The organism is Limnospira sp. PMC 1279.21 (assembly GCF_032349615.1).
GTDB classification, from domain to species: Bacteria; Cyanobacteriota; Cyanobacteriia; order Cyanobacteriales; family Microcoleaceae; genus Limnospira; species Limnospira fusiformis.
In genome coordinates this window covers 1-17,255 of sequence record NZ_JARPLU010000112.1, presented here as the reverse complement: position 1 = coordinate 17,255, position 17,255 = coordinate 1, and the positions used below count along the sequence as shown (strand labels likewise).

Here is a 17,255-nt window from a genome sequence, read left to right as displayed (position 1 = left end):
CAAGTCTCCGGTCTGTGCTTTTCTTGGCAGCCAGAGATTAATGGTGTTCCGGCTGAGATGGAAAAATTGACTGGCTTTGGTTTTGGACATACCGTATAGTTCAATTGCATTGATAACTTTTTGTCTAAGGTCGTAACTGTAGGGGGCTGGCATTTTGGGTCTTCTGTAGATATCCTTGCCATTATACGTCCTAACTTTTCTGTCTTGTGCTATATAAACAGTTATGGGGAATGGTTCGAGGCTCCGACCTCTTATCCAGACTCGGGGCTGGCTTCCCAACTAGGAGGTGATTTCAGGGATCACAGCCTTATTTGGTCTCCTCAACATTTCGCACTCTCTACTCCCTGATTTCTCAGTTTGTTTATGACCTTGAGTTCCCTGCCTTGCTTAGATTTCTCCAAGCGTCGGGACATATAAACAGTTATGGGATGGTCAGGAATGTGAATCCCTTATATTCCACCAAGGGGTGAAAGTCCCATTAGGAAGTTATTTCAGGCATTGCAGCCTTATTTGATTCCTAAACGTCTCGCACCTTGTTTTCTATATATTACGGACGGATACAAAGTTTATCCTTGCTTAATTGAGGATTGCAATCATCTAGTCAGCAAAACGGCTATGACAAGAGTAGAAGGAGAAAACTGCCGTCTGAGGCACTATTTAGCCAGGCTACATCGCAAAACTTTGTGTGATTCCAAGTCCACTGAGATGTTGTACAAATCAATTCGCTTACTTATCTATTATTTGAAGCATGGACAACTTCCTCCGTTCTCTTAATCATTCTTCACTGTGCAATACCTAAAAGACAACGAAATCAACAACGATGGATTCTAACGTATTACCAGATATAGTCAAACTAGGAACTGATGGCATTACAGTTTTTTTTAGTCTGGCAGTTAATGAAGAAAAACCAGAAACTGATATCAGAGGTTAACTCCAGAGACAACGAACTAATGAAGCTGATTTACACAATCCTAAATCAATATAGGCAGTACCCAACAGGATTAAGCGATCGCACTAGCCGGATTAACCGTCCCAGGGGAGAAAGCAAGGAGTAAGTTATCAGACTGACCCAATGGAAGGTAGCCTACTGGGAAAATGGACAAAACAAGTACAAATTCCCAGTTAGGACAAAAAAGCGATCGCATTAAGTCCCTTGACACCAATCTGGACTTCTACAATTCCAAGACAACGGTAAACGCTTCCATATAGCAGACCGGGTCCGTGGTACCGCCAAAGGTCATAGGAACATCAGGTTCAAAAGCAGTCATCACATAGGATTCGGGTTTACTTAGATGTTTAGCCAGGGATGCTGACAAATCCTTGAGTAAACTTTCAACTTGGGATTTTTCCGGTTGAGAAATCGATGTTTTGACTTTAATCAGTGGCATAATTAAAACTGATTCCCCCTCCCGGTGGGAGAGGGTTGCCAATTGCCGTTAATTTCACAGCAGGTCTGATGTCAACTGTTAAGGATCTGTTAAGTCACCTAGTCGAATGTGCCACCATTCCAGCCCCACATAGTCCGGGGTGCATCAGCAAACTCAATATATATGCGATCGCTGGGGACACCTAAAGCCTGATTAATTTTTTGGCAGAAATCCTGACTCATAGCTTTAGTAGTGGTTGGGGTGATGTTACCAATACTTTTGATTTCCATATAGCAAACCGGGTCTGTGGTACCGCCAAAGGTCATAGGAACATCAGGTTCAAAAGCAGTCATCACATAGGATTCGGGTTTACTTAGATGTTTAGCCAGGGATGCTGACAAATCCTTGAGTAAACTTTCAACTTGGGATTTTTCCGGTTGAGAAATCGATGTTTTGACTTTAATCAGTGGCATAAATCCTGTTTTAACCTCCGTAATTCCATCCTGTACTCGCTAAGGAGAGAATTTCCCCCTCTCGGTGAACTCCAGCCGCGATTACTTCCCCGACGAAAACGGAGTGGTCACCTTTTTCGACGCTACCAACTACATTACACTCGATGTAGCCTAGAGAATCTGAGAGAATGGGGCAGCCTGTTTCTCCTAGGTAAAATTCCAGGTCCTCGAATTTGCTACCGACTAAACGCTGCGGCTTAAAGAATTTTTGGGCAATGTCTTTTTGTCCCAATTCTAAAAAGGTAAGGGCGAACACACCGCTGGCTTTAATCATGGCGTGGGACCGGGAGTCATTGCGAACGCAGTTTACCACTAGGGGTGGTTTAAAGGATGACTGCATCACCCAACTGGCGGTAAAACCATTGATTTCGTCTCCTTCTTTGACTCCACAAATATATAGGGCGTGGGGCATTTTTCGGAGAATGGTTGTTTTTGCTTGTTCGTCTAGCATGGGTTTTTCAGTCTAGGTCTTGTAGTTTTTAGTTTACCGTTATTTTGGTTATGAGAAACGGAATGAGGGCGAAAAATTTAGCGGGGATGTTGAACAAGGAGCAGATATCTGGTTTTGGGGTTTCCGGGAGAGGGAAGTTCCCACACGGAGTCGGATGATTTTAGAACTGTTTGGGGCGTAAAACACATAAACAGAAATCTGACGCTAAACCTCCGGGTATTTCCATCAGGATTTCTTCAAATTCTAATAATAGCCTAACTAATGCTTCTGATTTGGGGTCGCCGGGTAACAGTTGCGTATGTTCTAACAGGGGATACAGAGGATGCAGAATAGCACCGCCAAAGGGATTGTATACCTCGATATTAAAGTAGTATTCGATGAATGGTAAAATTAGCTTAGAACGCACGGCTTCGGATGGGTCGGTGGCGAAGACTTGATGAATGGTGGGATTGATAAAGTTTTCTTGAATTCCAGAACGCAAGATTTCCCCAAAGCATTTATACAGGCGGTTAATTATTTTCACCTGATGGGGGCTATAAATGCAGTAATTATCCCCTACATATTCATTGATGATAAAGTAGCCATCGGGGTGAAGGCAGCCGTGAACTATGCCTAAAAATCTCTCGATTTCTTTGACGTGATGTAAGGATCCCGAACAGAAGGCAATATCGTATTTTTTGCCTTTATCAAGAGTAAAGGTATTGAAATCGTCCTGATAAAAGTTGATATTAACTCCCACATTAGCCGCAGTTTGGCGGGCAATATTTAGGGATGCTTCGGAGAAATCAAAGGCATCAATATGGTTGGCAAACCGTTGTTGTGCCATGACGATTTCATGGTTGCCGATACCACAACCGAGGGAGATTAATTGGTCGAAATTTCGCTGGCAAAAATAGTCTTCAATTAGCCATCGTAGCCAATATTTTTCACTCTGACCACCAGACATTCGCTTATAAATGGTATCAGCTACAATGGGGTTAGATACCCACTGACTGGCTATGGCTGCAGTGGGGTTGGTTTCCCAGTAGTTTTTATCCTGGGGTGCTTCTATGGTAAGGGTTTCTGGTAGCACTGGAGTTTCTGGGGCTGTTTCTGTTGCTACAAGTTCTAATTCTGCGGCTTCTAATTCGGGCGCTTCCTGGGATAACTGATGAGGATTCATTAAATAGGCTTCTTGGAAAATCTCACCATAGGCTGCTGTCATCTCCTCAAAGCGATTGAGGGAGTCTAGGACATATTTGGCATTTTGGGCGAATTGCTGCCTTTTAGGCTCATTTTCGAGCAGTTCGGTGAGACATTTGGCTAACTCATCGGGTTGATTGGGTGTATAAAATAGGGCATTAATTTCACGGCGCACTTGTTCAGGAATGCCAAATACAGGGGTGGTGATAATTGGTAAATCAAAACCCATGGCTTCTAAAATTACGCGGGGATAACTTTCGATGCGGGAGGTGCAAATGAAGATATCCGCCGCGCGATAATAAAGGGCTGTTTCGGGGGTTTCTGGGACTACGGAAACGCGACTGCGTAAGGACTCTGGTAGTTGATTAACTAGGTTGGCTAATTGACTACTGTAAAGGCTGGGTCGATCGCCTACAATTAAACAACGGATGCGAGAATGCCATTGGGGGGGTAGTAAGGGAAGGGCTTTCACTAAGTCCTGTTGACCTTTGCGATCGCAAACTGTTCCTAATAGTAAAATCGCGATTTCTCCGGGGTCTATATCCAGGGTTTCGCGGGCGGATTTACGATTCCATTTTTCGGCTTGGGTTAAGAGGCGATCGACATCCAAACCATTATGAATCGTGATAAAATTATGGTGGCTATTCAATGGCAAATATTGGTTACGGGTAGCATCAGCCACAAAAATCACCCGATAGGGGAAGCGGAAACATTCCAAAGCCTGGGCGGCAATTTCACCCCCAAAGCGATTAAAATAGGTCTGCCATGGTTCACTCTCATGGACATTCCACACACAGGGGACCCCCACATTTTCGGCGGCGGCTACCATAAAGAAATTCTCTAAGGTATTAGCATAAACCAGGTCATAGCTATCAAGGCTTAACTCTTCAGCTAAAGCCGAAATAGCCTGATGATAACCCTGTCTATCGTAAACACCAGTTAAGGGATGTTCTCGGACTATCACTTTAATTCCCTGCTGTTCATATACTTGTCGCAGGGGTCCATCTGTGACACTAAAGATGACAGGTTCTATATCCCCATCTCCCGCTAATTTTAGGGCGATTTCCAACTGATGTAAAGGGGCTCCTGTGTATTCCAAAGCATTACTACACATCAAAACTTTGGGCTGAATTTTTACAGTTAAGTTATGCCAAAAATAGCGTCTGGGTTGTATCTGGAACCACTCATTAGCTAGGGATAAATGGGGGCTATAAAAGGGGTCAATTTTATCAGCATAGCGACGGCGGAAGGTAGCCACTTCTTTGGGGTTATCCCCAAAACCGCGACTGGTTCCTTCTCGGTGAATTAATTCAGCATCAGGACAATAAACACAACGATATCCCGCCTCAGATAGTCGATAGCCATAGTCTGCGTCGTTATAGGCTACAGCAAAATCCGTTTGATTAAAACCCCCCATTTCTAAAAATAGTGCTTTAGGAGTTAGTAAACAAGCGGCGGTGACGGCTGAGTAATTTTTGACTACTTTAGAATAGGCTAAATAACCAAAATCATCTCGATGAGTCAGTTTAAAAGCATGACCGGCTAACCCATGATGTAACCCATGAATAATTCCGGCGTGTTGAATAGTATCATTGGGGAAAATCAACCGCGCACCCACAGCACCCACGCCCTCAAATTGACCATAACCAATCATTTGAGATAACCAGTCTGGGTTAAGTATTTCTGTGTCATTATTGAGGAATAGCAAATAATCAGCTTCTACCTGTTCGGCGGCGCGATTATTAATGTAGGCAAAACTAAACCCAGTTGCCGGATTAGGAATTTTCATAACCCTACATTTATCTAACTCTGACAAACTGGCTAAATATGCCAAAGTTTGGGGGTCATCACTTTGGTTGTCAATGACTACAATTTGATAGTTTTGATATGTGGTTTTTGCCAGGGAATTAATACAGGCTTGCAGTAGCTTTAATTGATTTTTGGTGGGAATTATAATAGCTACGGAAGGTCCGGTATGGGGGAAAGTATGGCTAAATATACCTAGATTTAATTTAACCGCCCATTGGGGTTGATGAACAGTAGCGGCGCTTTGACGGCGGGTGATAGCATCAGTTATGGCATTCTGACCCGCCTGGAAACTAGCAGGTTTGGCGGCACCGGAAACAGCAGTAGAACCGGGCGCAGTACGCCAATGATATAATACTAAGGGAATGTGACCAATTTGGCGAGCTTTTTCGGTGGCTCTGAGGGCAAAATCATAGTCTTGGGAACCTTCATAACCAATGCGAAACCCTCCTAATTCTTGGAAGAGGGAATGACGCACTACTAGGGCGTGACCCATATACATATAAGATAGTAGTAATTCGGGCGACCAGTCGGGTTTAAATTGGGGCGCAAACCGTTTACCTTGGGTATCTATTTTGTCATCATCACTATAAAGAATATCAGTTTCTGGGTGTTGGACTAGATAAAGGGCAATTTCGGCTAAAGCGTCGGGAGTGAGTTCGTCATCATTATCGAGAAATAGGATAAAGTCTCCGGTAGCGAGTGAGGCGGCGCTATTGGTGGCGGCGCTAATATTGCCATTTTCTGACCGGAAATGTAGCCTGATACGGGGTTCGGTTTCGGCTAGTTGATTGAGGGTTTTAGCAACTTCGGGGTCGCTGCTACAATCATCAGCTATACAGAGTTCCCAATGGCTGTATATTTGACTACAAACACTGGCGATCGCTTGTTGTAAAAACTCTATAGGAGGGTTATAAACTGGCATCACCACCGAAATTTTGGGCAGGGCTGTCGCCGGAACCGCCGCCAAACGGTTACGCAAAATATCAGCCGCTTTTTCTGTCCAGGTGTTAGCTTTTAACCAAGCATCATAAGGGTCAATAGTCGCCGGAACTTCAAAACCTGTTGGTAACAAAACTTCCCCAGGAACTTGACTGGTTTGGTCGTACATTTCCGACATTCGCCGTATAATAGTCGGAATTTCCCAAGGCATGGGAATTAAACGACCAAGGCGCTGTTTACGTTCCGCCGCGCGTTGTCGAATAGCCGCGCTAAGTTTAATTAACTGTTTAGTCTTACCAGAAACTTTATTGATAGGGCTAATTCGCTTAACAGTTAGGGGCTGTTTTTTGTCTACGGCTACTGTTTCCCCATTTTCTAGTTGCGCCTCAAGGGAAATATTCCAAGTTCCCGGAGGTAAATTAATTAAGACTTCCCAACCACTATTGGAACTACCTACCCAGTCGGAGAAAATTTCCCCCACGTCACCCCGGGGAAGTCCATAAGCACATTCTACAGTTTCCTGTCCATAACGCAGGAATAGTTTAGTAATTTGGTATTGAGGGTGACAACACCAACCCGCAAATAGAGTTTCTCCTACGGGGGCGATATTTGTATTAGGTACATCAAATGCAGCTTGTAGGGGTGAAACTCGCAGGGGATATTCTCCAAACTGATGCCATTTTCCCCTAGTGTCTTTAACTTCTAATTGCACTCTATGATTACCTGGAATTAGAGGAATTTGCACCCGAAACCCACAGTGAGAACTACCGGGGATGTAATCATATATATTCCCCACGTCCAGACGTTCTATATTATAGGTTCCCTCGAATATTTGCTCATTAATACGGGCGCGAACTTCCTCTAAATTAAGTTTCCCGGTATGTAAACACCAGCCCTGAATTTGCATATAAGTATCGAGACATCCCAGCAATTCCCAATTAGTCGGGTTATCAATAGAAGACACAAACCGAGGTTTGAGGGCGCGTCTGGCTTGCCTTTTCGCCGTAGCATATTTAGTGCGAATTTTCCACAATTTAGAGGATTTAATAGCGGCTAATTCCCCTTCCGCCAAGTTCCGCGCCATTTGGGTCTGTCCGAGTTCCTCTTCTAGTTCTCGGAGTTTAGCAAAGGCTTGTTTAAATTGGACTTGGCTAGTTTGTAGTCTAAATTGAGTCTGTCCTAATTCGGTTTCTAAACTGCTAATTTTCAAATGGGCGTTATGTAGTTTAAAGTCGGTAATTCCCAGTTCGGTTTCGGTATTAATTAATTTACTCAAGACATCTTGATATTTGATATCAAAATCCTGATATTTTTCTGGGATATTTTGCAGTTCACCCTGGGTTCTTCCGAGTTCTTTTTCTGTGGCTACCAGTTTAGTTGTGGCTTCTTGCAAACCCACTTCTAGGTTGTGCGCGTGGGCTGTCATTCCCCGCAATTCTAGGGTCGTGGCTTCCAGTTCCCCCTGGGTTTTTCCTAATTGTTCTTCGGTAGTGACTAATTTGGCGATCGCATCTTGTTGTTTAATCTCTAAACCATTCAGTTTTAGTTGAGTTCTACCTAGTTCAGTTTCCTTACTAACCAACCTATCTACAGCATCATGGAAATGGTCTTGCCACAATTTAACATCAGCTTCTAAAATACCGCATTCTTTTTCCAGTTTGCGAATAGTTGACCAATCTTTAAACGCCCAACTAGGACTAGGCTGTTGTTGCACAGCTTCTCGTTCAAAATGATTTAAACCACTGCCTAAGTTTTTCGCTGCTTCTTCTAGTTCTTGATATAGGGTCAGTGCTTCCGGAAAATAAGCTCCAATTAGTCCCGGCTTTTTACTTTTAATAATATTATTGGTTAAAAGTTTATCATCGAAGTTATGGCTTTTATCGTCAATTCTTAACCATAAATCAAACTTGTGATTAAGTGCCTTAACGAAATCCATCGAATATTTCCCTACTTTATAAACATTAGCAATTAAGCACCTTTGGGGATTGTTTTGATAAAACTTCAGGATTTTTTGATTATAAAAAATCCACATTTTAACCGCCATTTCTGGGGAGGTAATCAAGGCTTCATCTGTAGACCTACGATAAAGAGAGTCTACCACTTCCCAGGGAGTTCTATAAACAAAAATAAACTTGGCTTCTGGTATCAGTTCCGCCCAAAAATCCAACAGCAGAGTCGTCCTAGGATCTTTCCATCCCCAGGGAGATAATGGGTCCTGATTTTGGGCGATTAGTTGTTGTGCCTGTTGTCTTTGAGTCGGTGTTACTGATATCTTATCTTCCGCGACGCAGCCCAATTCATCAATACCATTATCACGCAAAATCTCTTTATGAAATTCCACAAAATCAACATTTTCAAAATGTCCCTTGATATTTCCATAATTGGAACCCACCAAATTTTGACCAATATTGACACCATACTGCTGGAGTAAAGAAGCCGTTAAAGAAGTGCCAGAACGGTGCATTCCTGTGATAATTAAAGTTGGTGATTGACCCTCTGATGCTGTATCCATAGATTTTACTTCACTAATTCAGTATGTATAATTTTTCGATATCCATGCAGCCTATTCATTTACAGGCAAGCCGAGAACACGCTTTAGTTTAAACCATTTTGTCCGCAGTTTCCAAAACTTGCTACTCTCCATTGCCTGAATACGATTTTCCAGGGTATCAAGCTGATGACCCATTATCTGCATTTGGGATTTTAGATGTTCCCATTCGCTTTTCTGGGATTCATATTGGTCTATTTGGGATTGATATTGGGCTATTTGCTGGTTATATTGGTCTACGGTGGCTGTCAACTGTGCCTGAGTTTGGCTAAGTTGCTGGCGTGCCGCAGATAGTTTAATTTCCCAATTTCTGCGACTGGAGATGGCCACTAAGCGATCGCCTTCTATAATCGCCTGTAAGCCCTTACTAGAGACAATTTTGATGATTAATATATCCTGGGGGGAAATCTGGTCACTAGAGAGGACACAGGACCAACCTGAGAGTAAAAAATCTGGCTGTTGGTAGTGGGCAACAATATCGGGGCGTTCCTCAGAACAGGGATAGACACCAATAAGGCGAGAGTCTGACCATAATTGAACTTCTACAGTTACCCCAGGGTTCAAATCAATGGCCCATCCACTCAGGCGGACTTCTCCGTTAGGTTGAATATAGCAATAGTCAATTTTGCCTTCTGGATGATGATAGAATGTCAGGGGATGAGGGGATGCTACAGAGCGAGAGCGATCGCTTACCGCATAAAGGTCTTGATAGCGGTTTAAGCCTTTAGGAATGCGGGTAATTTCAGCATTACCATCACTAATGCTATCAAGTATTCGCCGCACATATTCTTCTGTCACCCAGGTAGTGCCATACTCTTGTTTATCGAGAGATTGACTTTCACTATCTGGACTAAATACCAACCCCGTTTCTGACCTAGGGATATGGGGGGGCAATAATTCCATATCCAAGACACTAAATAATAGTAAACCCCGTTTTGATTTTAAATCATAAAGTTTTTGCATCCAGCGTTCAAAAGTAGTGGCTGGCATATGGCTAAAAAAGGAAGTCGCCATAATCAAATCAAAGTCGCGATCAACTTGGTAATCTTCAGGAACCGACGTAGACACAATTCCCTGTACTCCCAAGTATTCGCTTTGGAATTTAACCGCCTTTTTATAGATATCAGAAACCCAGATTCTTTCCGGTGGGATTTCTTCGATTAAAAAGCGAGTGAACCGACCATATCCACAGGCAAAATCTAAGAAGGACTCCACCGCCTCAAATTCGCAAAAATGCCAATCCACAAACTGTTTTACCGTGTCCAAAATTGCCCGACCCATAGTATAGTAATAGGTCAAAGCACGATGGGAGTTTTTATCTTCTAGTTGATTAAATACATAGGAGTACATTTCATCGATCGCCATAATTTCCCGTCGAAAAGTTTGAGGCGATCGGGCTAAGGTCTGAATCAAAGCATCCACCAGGGGATTATCATTAACAAAAATATTAGTTTTCATAGCAGATGTTATTTATCCCACGGATACACCATCTAAATTTTCCCAATGAACCTTACCAGAGGTAATAGTTAGTTGTGGTTCAACCAACAGGTCAACAACACCCGTACCACAGGACTCTTCGCAGGGCTGAACCCTAAACATAGCCACATCAACGCACCTATCTAAATAAGTAAATTCTCCCTCGACGATACCGGATACACCAGCATTCAAGAAATACACATCAGGAGCCAGGAGGCACTTAAACTGAAATTCTAACATGATTTTAGTTCCGGCATCAACATATTTAATTAACTGAGAGGTTGCCAAAAAAGAAGCCCCCGCCAATTCATAGCCACTAACAGTTTTAACCAACATCCCAAAGCGGACATGGGAGGCGGACTTCATAAACTCAACTTCGTAGTTATAAGTATAGGTTTGACGGGCGACCAAATGATTAACTCGCTTACCTTTTAAAGTTCTAATATGGGGGTCTTGGATAGTTGCACCCCGGCTAGGATAACGAATCAATTGGTCAGGGACTAAATTTGGATCGTAATAGTCTCGATAATCAGGATTATGTTTAATCATTCCCTGACTCTGACCCTGACTATGATTACCATTTTGTTGAGAGATACTAACTACTTTATGGACTTGATGTTGAGGAGGCAATGAGGCTTTAATCTGCTGAATTTCGGCGCGCACTTGGGCGGCTGCATCAGCATCAGCATAGATCATTTTTTGATATTTAGAAACAATCATCTTCGGGGTATGTTCTAATAACATTTCCCCCTTATCCATAAGTACCGCCGAATCGCATAACTGGATAATAGAGGGGGCAGAATGGGATACAAAGAGAATAGTACCGCCCCGGTCTTGGATTTCGTGAATGCGGCTAAAACACTTACGTTGAAAAGCCTCATCTCCCACAGATAGGGCTTCATCAACAATCAAGATATCAGGGTCAACGCTAGTAGCCACAGCAAAACCTAGGCGAATATACATCCCACTAGAATAGGTTTTGACAGGCTGATCGATAAAATCCCCGATATCAGCGAAGGCGGCAATATCATCAAACTTGGTCGCAATTTCTTCGGGTTTTAATCCCAACAACTGACCATTAAAGAACACATTTTGTCGTCCAGTAAATTCAGGATTAAATCCACTACCTAACTCTAGCAAAGCGGACACACGGCCATTAACTTTAACTTCGCCATGAGTAGGGGTTAAGGTTCCGGCAATAATTTGTAGGAGGGTGCTTTTACCTGATCCATTTCGTCCGACAATTCCCAGAGTTTGACCCCGAAAAACTTGTAGGTTGATATCTTGTAGGGCCCAAAAATTTTCAGCCAGACTGGTTTTTGGCCAAAATATTTCTTTGAGACGGTCTACGGGATGTTTATATCGCTTAAAACATTTGGAAACTTGATTGACGGAAATTGCAATATCAGTCATGGATTCTGATTGAGGATTAGGCTATCAATGGTAAGGTGGCGAACAGCGATAATTGTCAATTGTCTATATGTTGTGGTCTAAAGTACATCAGCAAAGGCAGGACGTAAGCGCCGATAGACTCCTAAGCCTATAGAGAAAATCACAATGGATACGGCTGTAGCCACGGCTAATTCTCCCCCATGTTGGATAGTTCCAACTAGGACTAGATCTCGATAACTTTCAGCGATCGCCGTAACCGGGTTCAGCCAAAACACCCAAACTCGCCACCCTTCAGGAATTTTGCTGGCTGGGTAGACAATTGGTGTGACATAAAACCACAAATTGAGAATTACCCCCAAAGTTTGGGGGATGTCTCGCAGAAAGACTGTCAGCGCCGCCGTCAAATATCCTAAGCCAGCAGTTAACAAAAGTTGTGGAACCCAAATCATCGGTAGTAGCCAGAGGGTTTGGTGAAGACCTTGATAGGAGAAGCCCACAAAGATAATCAACACCGCTAAACCAAAGGTACTCTCAATAAAAGCCGACAAAATTGGCACCATTGGTAACAGCCCCAGGGGAAAGACTACTTTTTTGACCAGATTAGTTTGTCCAATCACAGAAGTAGCCGCCTGGGTCAAGCCATTGATAAATGCAAACCAAGGAATTAGACCAGCAAACAGCCAAAGTCCAAAAGCCAGTTTACTGTCTTCTGGCATTCCTGTAATGCTTAGTTTAACCTGCAAAACAATAGAGAAAACATAGGTATAGATCAGCAGTTGCGCCAACTGATTGAGTAAAGGCCAGAGGTTTCCCAGAATAGACCCTTTGTATCGCGCCTCTAGGTCCCGTTGTACAAGGGTAGCGAGTAAGTTGAGTTTTGTGCGCCACTGACTATAGGCAACTGGAGATATCCCCCCCCAAACTCTGTGTACAACACCTTTCATTGACCTAAGCAATTTTTTGTCCCTCGTCCACTACACACACCACAGCCAAATATCTTATTAGAGACAATGGTTTGAGGACAAGTGTGCCACATTCGGTGTCTTGATTGCTAGTCCCAGGGCGTTAATAGGGTAGTCGATCGCCAAAAAAAACACCCCAACAGGGGTGCATTAAGGTATTTATTGACAGCTAATCAGATGTTATTTACCAAGCTGGGTTATAGATTTCGGCACTGTTGGCATCTAACCCAACCTGATCAGCCAGACGATTAAACATTGATTTTTCCCGTTTCCAGGCTGACCGTTGCTGCTTCAGGATTAATTCCCGAGAGCGATCGGCTACCGACAGCGGAGTTTGAGAAGGTGTAGCCACTGCTTCGGGGTTATTGGAATATTTCACCCCACGATAAGTCAGGTTATGGCTAGGTTGCAGAACAGGTGCTTTTTTCAAGTTACGGAAGCGCCAGTCTTGACCACGATACTTGCCACCTACTTGACCAACGGTGGTTTCAACGGATTCGGTATTTTGGCTGTAGCTAACGCCGCGATATGTAAGTCCCATGATTTTCGCCTCTCTTGTTCAAATTGGTTAACTTTAGTGAGGCGCGTTCCTTCGGGATTACTCCCTACTTCCGTCTCCCCTCCTCTGAACATTAGGGCTAGAAAACCCTTAGAGCGAAAAGAGATGAACGATTTGTTTTTGTTTCTGTATCTATTGTTACCGTTTCCCAAATAAATGTCAAGGGTCTATGGGATTTCTTTAGAAAATTTTAACAATTTTGCTAAATACCCCAAAAGGGGTAGAGACAAGGCTGGCCTTGTCTCCGAGGGGTTTGAGAGGTGGTGGGTTCCTAATGAGCGGAACCGTTACCATGATAGTCGTCGCTGTCGTAGAAGCCGTTTTGTGTGCCGAAGAATATGCAGGCGATGCTAAATACCACGGTTAACCCGACTAAAATTAACTTGATATCCATATTTGGGGTATCCCTCCCGATAAATTGACTAACCATTGGGATTGTAAACGGTTCTGAGTGAGAGCGTCCATACATTAGGGCCAATTATGGCTGGGGCCGAAACTTCTACCCATGGTCGATACCATCAAAAGCGATCGCCTGACACGCGATCGACTCCAGACGCTAAAATGGTCAAAGCGCGTAAATCTAACCTACTCGATGCCATGATATCCAAAAACTGGATCCTAAAAGCGCTTCTGTTCCTGTTCGGCGCATGGTTGATATTTGATATGATCACCTGGGTGATCGCCGAATACCTATGGTTTGATGAAGTTGGCTATTTATCCGTATTCAGGCGACGACTGCTAACCCAAGTAGGATTATGGGTCCTAGGGGTGGGTTTGAGTGCAGCCTTTCTGTTCTTCAATTTGGCTATTGCTGACAAATTTCGCTATCAATCCGCCATTAAATCTTACCACCGATTTGAGGATGCCCTATTTTCACCGCCTCCCCCTAGCTCACCCCCAGCCTTAAATTTGCCATGGCTATCTTTTCTGGTAATTGGGCCAACTATGTTCATGGTGGTGATGATACTCCACTATGGCTATGAGTTTATTACAGATTTCAACATCAGCCTAGAGCAGGATTTGGTTGTTCCCTTGCTACCCCGTCGGTTTGATTTTGCCGTGATTTGGGAAATGATAACTCAGCAACCTATCCAATGGTGGCAAATTGGCCTTAGTGTCGCTCTCACTATGGCAGTTATCATTAAACCACAGCTTTCTCTAAGTGCGATCGCTGTATTTTTTAGCCTCGGTTTTGGTTGGGTTCTCTCTAGTCACTGGATTAATGTACTGGGATTTTTCTACCCCACCGATTTTCAGATTACAGAAGGTGTTTTTAACAAAGATATTAGTTTTTATATTTTTATCATCTCCGCCATTGACTTAGTAGAATTTTGGCTATTCGGTCTATTTATCTTGACCTTAATTTCCTGCACCTTGATTTATCTCCTGTCTGGTGATAGCTTTAACCAAGGAAAATTTCCCGGATTTTCTCGGTTTCAGCAGCGCCATTTACATGGCTTGGCTGGTGTGTTTATGCTATCTATGGCTCTGCGCTATTGGTTAAATCGATATGAGTTACTATATTCAGAACGCGGGGTCGTATTTGGTGCTGGCTATACTGATGTAAATGTGGCTGAACCCGCCTATTCCTGGTTGTTTTTCATTAGTATATTATTTGCACTGTTTTTATTCTGGCAGGCTTTCTTTTCCGTAGAAGTCATTAAACCTTATGTCGAGTTTTTCTTGAAAAGAATGGGCTTGCGTCGTTGGCGATCGCAGCCAAAACGCTATGCCAAATTATTCGCAGATAGCTATTCTTTGAGGGCGATTTTATCTGTATATATTTTAATGGGATTTTTTGCTAATGTTTGGCTGCCAGAAATTGTGCAAAGAGTCATAGTTCAGCCTAACGAATTAGAGCGAGAATTGCCATATATTGAACGCAATATTCAATTTACCCAAAAGGGTTTTCATCTTGATAATATTGATATTCAAACCTTTGACCCAGACGCTCAACTAACCCTCGCTGACCTAGAAAGCAATTCTCTCACCATTGATAATATTCGGCTGTGGGACCAGCGACCCCTATTACAAACTAATCGTCAACTCCAGCAAATTCGACCTTATTATGAATTTCTTGATGCTGCTATTGACCGCTATACTTTGCTGAAACCAGAAGAGGAACAAACACCAGATAATCGTACTCAAAAACAACAGGTGATTATTGCAGGACGGGAATTAGACTATCAGTTAGTTCCCGAAAAAGCGCAAACTTGGATTAATGAACACCTTGTCTATACCCACGGTTATGGATTTACCCTATCTCCAGTTAACAAAGTAGCGGAAGGAGGACTACCTAAATATTTTATCAAAAATATCGGCCCTGCGCCTCGGTTTAACCCAGATACTACCCTAGAAGTCGATCCTCGCGTTGAAGATAGTATCCCTATCGGAAAGCCTCGCATTTATTACGGTCAACTCACTAATACCAATGTGATGACTGGTACTAGAGTTTTGGAATTTGACTTTCCCTCCGGTGATGAAAATGTCTATAATACCTATAGCGGTGATGGGGGTATTCCGATTAATTCCCTATGGCGGCGGTTACTTTTTGCTAAGTATTTAAAAAACTGGCAAATGATTTTTACCCGGAATTTTTTGCCGGAAACTAAAGTGCTATTTCGTCGTCAAATTCAACAGCGAGTTAAAGCGATCGCTCCCTTTTTACGGTATGATAAAAATCCCTATTTGGTAGCCGCAGATAGCAGTTTAGGGCAAGATGTGGTTCCCGAAAATGCACAGGAGGGTAAATATCTCTATTGGATTTTAGATGCTTACACCACCAGCAGTCGCTACCCCTATTCTGACCCGGAAGATGGCGAATTTAACTATATTCGCAACTCAGTTAAAGTCGTAATTGATGCCTATAATGGCTCCATTAAATTCTACTATCTCAGTGAACCCAGAGACCCGCTTTTAATCACTTTACGCAATATTTTCCCCGATTTATTTGAACCTATCGAAAATATGCCCAAATCTTTGTATGAGCATATTCGATACCCCCAAGATTTATTTACAGTCCAATCAGAACGCCTATTAACTTACCACATGCAGGATGCTAGGGTGTTCTATAACCGGGAAGATGTCTGGCGCATTCCCACCGAAATTTATGGCGGTCAAACTCAACGGGTCGCGCCTTATTATTTGATTATGAAACTACCCACCGAAGCCATGGCGGAGTTTATTCTATTGCAGCCATTTACTCCCGCCAGTCGCCTCAATTTAATTGCTTGGTTAGCGGCGCGATCGGACTCCCCCCAATATGGTAAACTATTATTATATCAGTTTCCTAAGCAGCGATTAGTATTTGGACCCGAACAGGTGGAGGCACTAATCAACCAAGAACCCCGAATATCTGAGCAAATCTCACTGTGGAATCGTCAAGGTTCACGGGTACTTCAGGGTAATTTATTAGTAATTCCCATTGAACAGTCTTTGTTGTATGTAGAACCAATTTATCTCGAGGCGACTGATAACAGTTTACCTACTCTAGTCAGGGTTATTGTGGCTTATGAAAACCGCATTGTCATGCGTCCTACTTTAGATGAATCTCTGCAAGCTGTCTTTGATGCTGACCCCATCGAACCCGCCATTATAGTTCCCAATTAACAATGAATAATTAACAATGAATAATTAACAATGAATACAGCTTCAGAAATCGTGCTATTACCCTCACCCTAAATCCCTCTCCCAGGGGGGAGAGGGACTTTGACAGCCTATGGCATGATTACTCAAAAGGCTGTAATGAATAATCAATTTCTAGGTGGGGAGGCGAGGTTGATAATTAGCAGTTATTAATTATTAATTAATAATTAACAATTAATAATTAACAATGAATACAGCTTCAGAAATCGTGCTATTACCCTCACCCTAAATCCCTCTCCCAGGGGGGAGAGGGACTTTGACAGCCTATGGCATGATTACTCAAAAGGCTGTAATGAATCATCAATTTCTAGGTGGGGAGACGAGGTTGATAATTAGCAGTTATTAATTAATAATTAACAATTAACAATTAATAATTAACAATGAATACAGCTTCAGAAATCGTGCTATTACCC

General features: G+C 42.9%; 11 protein-coding genes, 2 pseudogenes and 1 riboswitch. Of the genes and pseudogenes, 3 read left to right on the top strand and 10 right to left on the bottom strand.

Translation table 11 applies throughout. The features are described 5' to 3' along the window. The coding region (locus P5683_RS16355) for an IS630 transposase-related protein (RefSeq protein ID WP_315641927.1) at positions 1-153 on the bottom strand (153 nt) is incomplete at its 3' end. 324 nt (positions 154-477) lie between these two features. Here P5683_RS16355 and P5683_RS16350 point away from each other — a divergent pair. Next, positions 478-774: an IS1 family transposase gene (locus P5683_RS16350; protein WP_396442571.1), complete on the top strand. Its 297-nt coding sequence runs from the start codon at positions 478-480 to the stop codon at positions 772-774. 46 nt (positions 775-820) lie between these two features. Further along, positions 821-1,055, top strand: a pseudogene (locus tag P5683_RS16345) (hypothetical protein). On the opposite strand, the gene P5683_RS16340 reads toward P5683_RS16345, so the two are convergent. The 9 genes and pseudogenes from P5683_RS16340 to P5683_RS16300 form a co-directional block, all read right to left on the bottom strand. Continuing rightward, complete coding sequence (locus P5683_RS16340) at positions 1,002-1,160, bottom strand: hypothetical protein (RefSeq protein WP_155839091.1); 159 nt, start codon at positions 1,158-1,160, stop codon at positions 1,002-1,004. The pseudogene P5683_RS16345 and the gene P5683_RS16340 sit on opposite strands and share 54 nt — an antisense overlap. A gap of 39 nt (positions 1,161-1,199) precedes the next feature. Further along, positions 1,200-1,388 (bottom strand): annotated as a pseudogene (locus P5683_RS16335) (phenylpyruvate tautomerase MIF-related protein); the annotation flags it as partial. A gap of 98 nt (positions 1,389-1,486) precedes the next feature. Next, positions 1,487-1,840, bottom strand: a complete 354-nt coding sequence (locus tag P5683_RS16330) for a phenylpyruvate tautomerase MIF-related protein (protein WP_006618154.1) — start codon at positions 1,838-1,840, stop codon at positions 1,487-1,489. Between the two features lie 10 nt (positions 1,841-1,850). Continuing rightward, positions 1,851-2,330 (bottom strand): flavin reductase family protein, encoded by a 480-nt coding sequence (locus tag P5683_RS16325; RefSeq protein WP_006620443.1) that lies wholly within the window; start codon positions 2,328-2,330, stop codon positions 1,851-1,853. Positions 2,331-2,490: 160 nt separating this feature from the next. Beyond that, on the bottom strand, positions 2,491-8,772 hold the full coding sequence (locus tag P5683_RS16320) for a glycosyltransferase (protein ID WP_315640466.1): 6,282 nt from the start codon (positions 8,770-8,772) through the stop codon (positions 2,491-2,493). A 51-nt stretch (positions 8,773-8,823) separates the two neighbouring features. Then, positions 8,824-10,266 carry a methyltransferase gene (locus P5683_RS16315; protein ID WP_315641926.1) on the bottom strand — a complete coding sequence of 481 codons (1,443 nt, stop codon included), beginning with the start codon at positions 10,264-10,266 and terminating at the stop codon, positions 8,824-8,826. A 12-nt stretch (positions 10,267-10,278) separates the two neighbouring features. Continuing rightward, positions 10,279-11,697, bottom strand: coding sequence for an ABC transporter ATP-binding protein (locus P5683_RS16310; RefSeq protein WP_006620446.1), 1,419 nt, complete (start codon positions 11,695-11,697; stop codon positions 10,279-10,281). Positions 11,698-11,774: 77 nt separating this feature from the next. Beyond that, positions 11,775-12,620, bottom strand: a complete 846-nt coding sequence (locus P5683_RS16305; RefSeq protein WP_048895007.1) for an ABC transporter permease — start codon at positions 12,618-12,620, stop codon at positions 11,775-11,777. Positions 12,621-12,822: 202 nt separating this feature from the next. Continuing rightward, positions 12,823-13,179, bottom strand: a complete 357-nt coding sequence (locus P5683_RS16300) for a DUF4278 domain-containing protein (RefSeq protein ID WP_315641925.1) — start codon at positions 13,177-13,179, stop codon at positions 12,823-12,825. Between the two features lie 40 nt (positions 13,180-13,219). Then, positions 13,220-13,311: riboswitch (Glutamine riboswitch) on the bottom strand. Between the two features lie 366 nt (positions 13,312-13,677). Here P5683_RS16300 and P5683_RS16295 point away from each other — a divergent pair. Further along, positions 13,678-16,806, top strand: coding sequence for a UPF0182 family protein (locus P5683_RS16295; RefSeq protein ID WP_315641924.1), 3,129 nt, complete (start codon positions 13,678-13,680; stop codon positions 16,804-16,806). Positions 16,807-17,255: the final 449 nt, after the last annotated feature.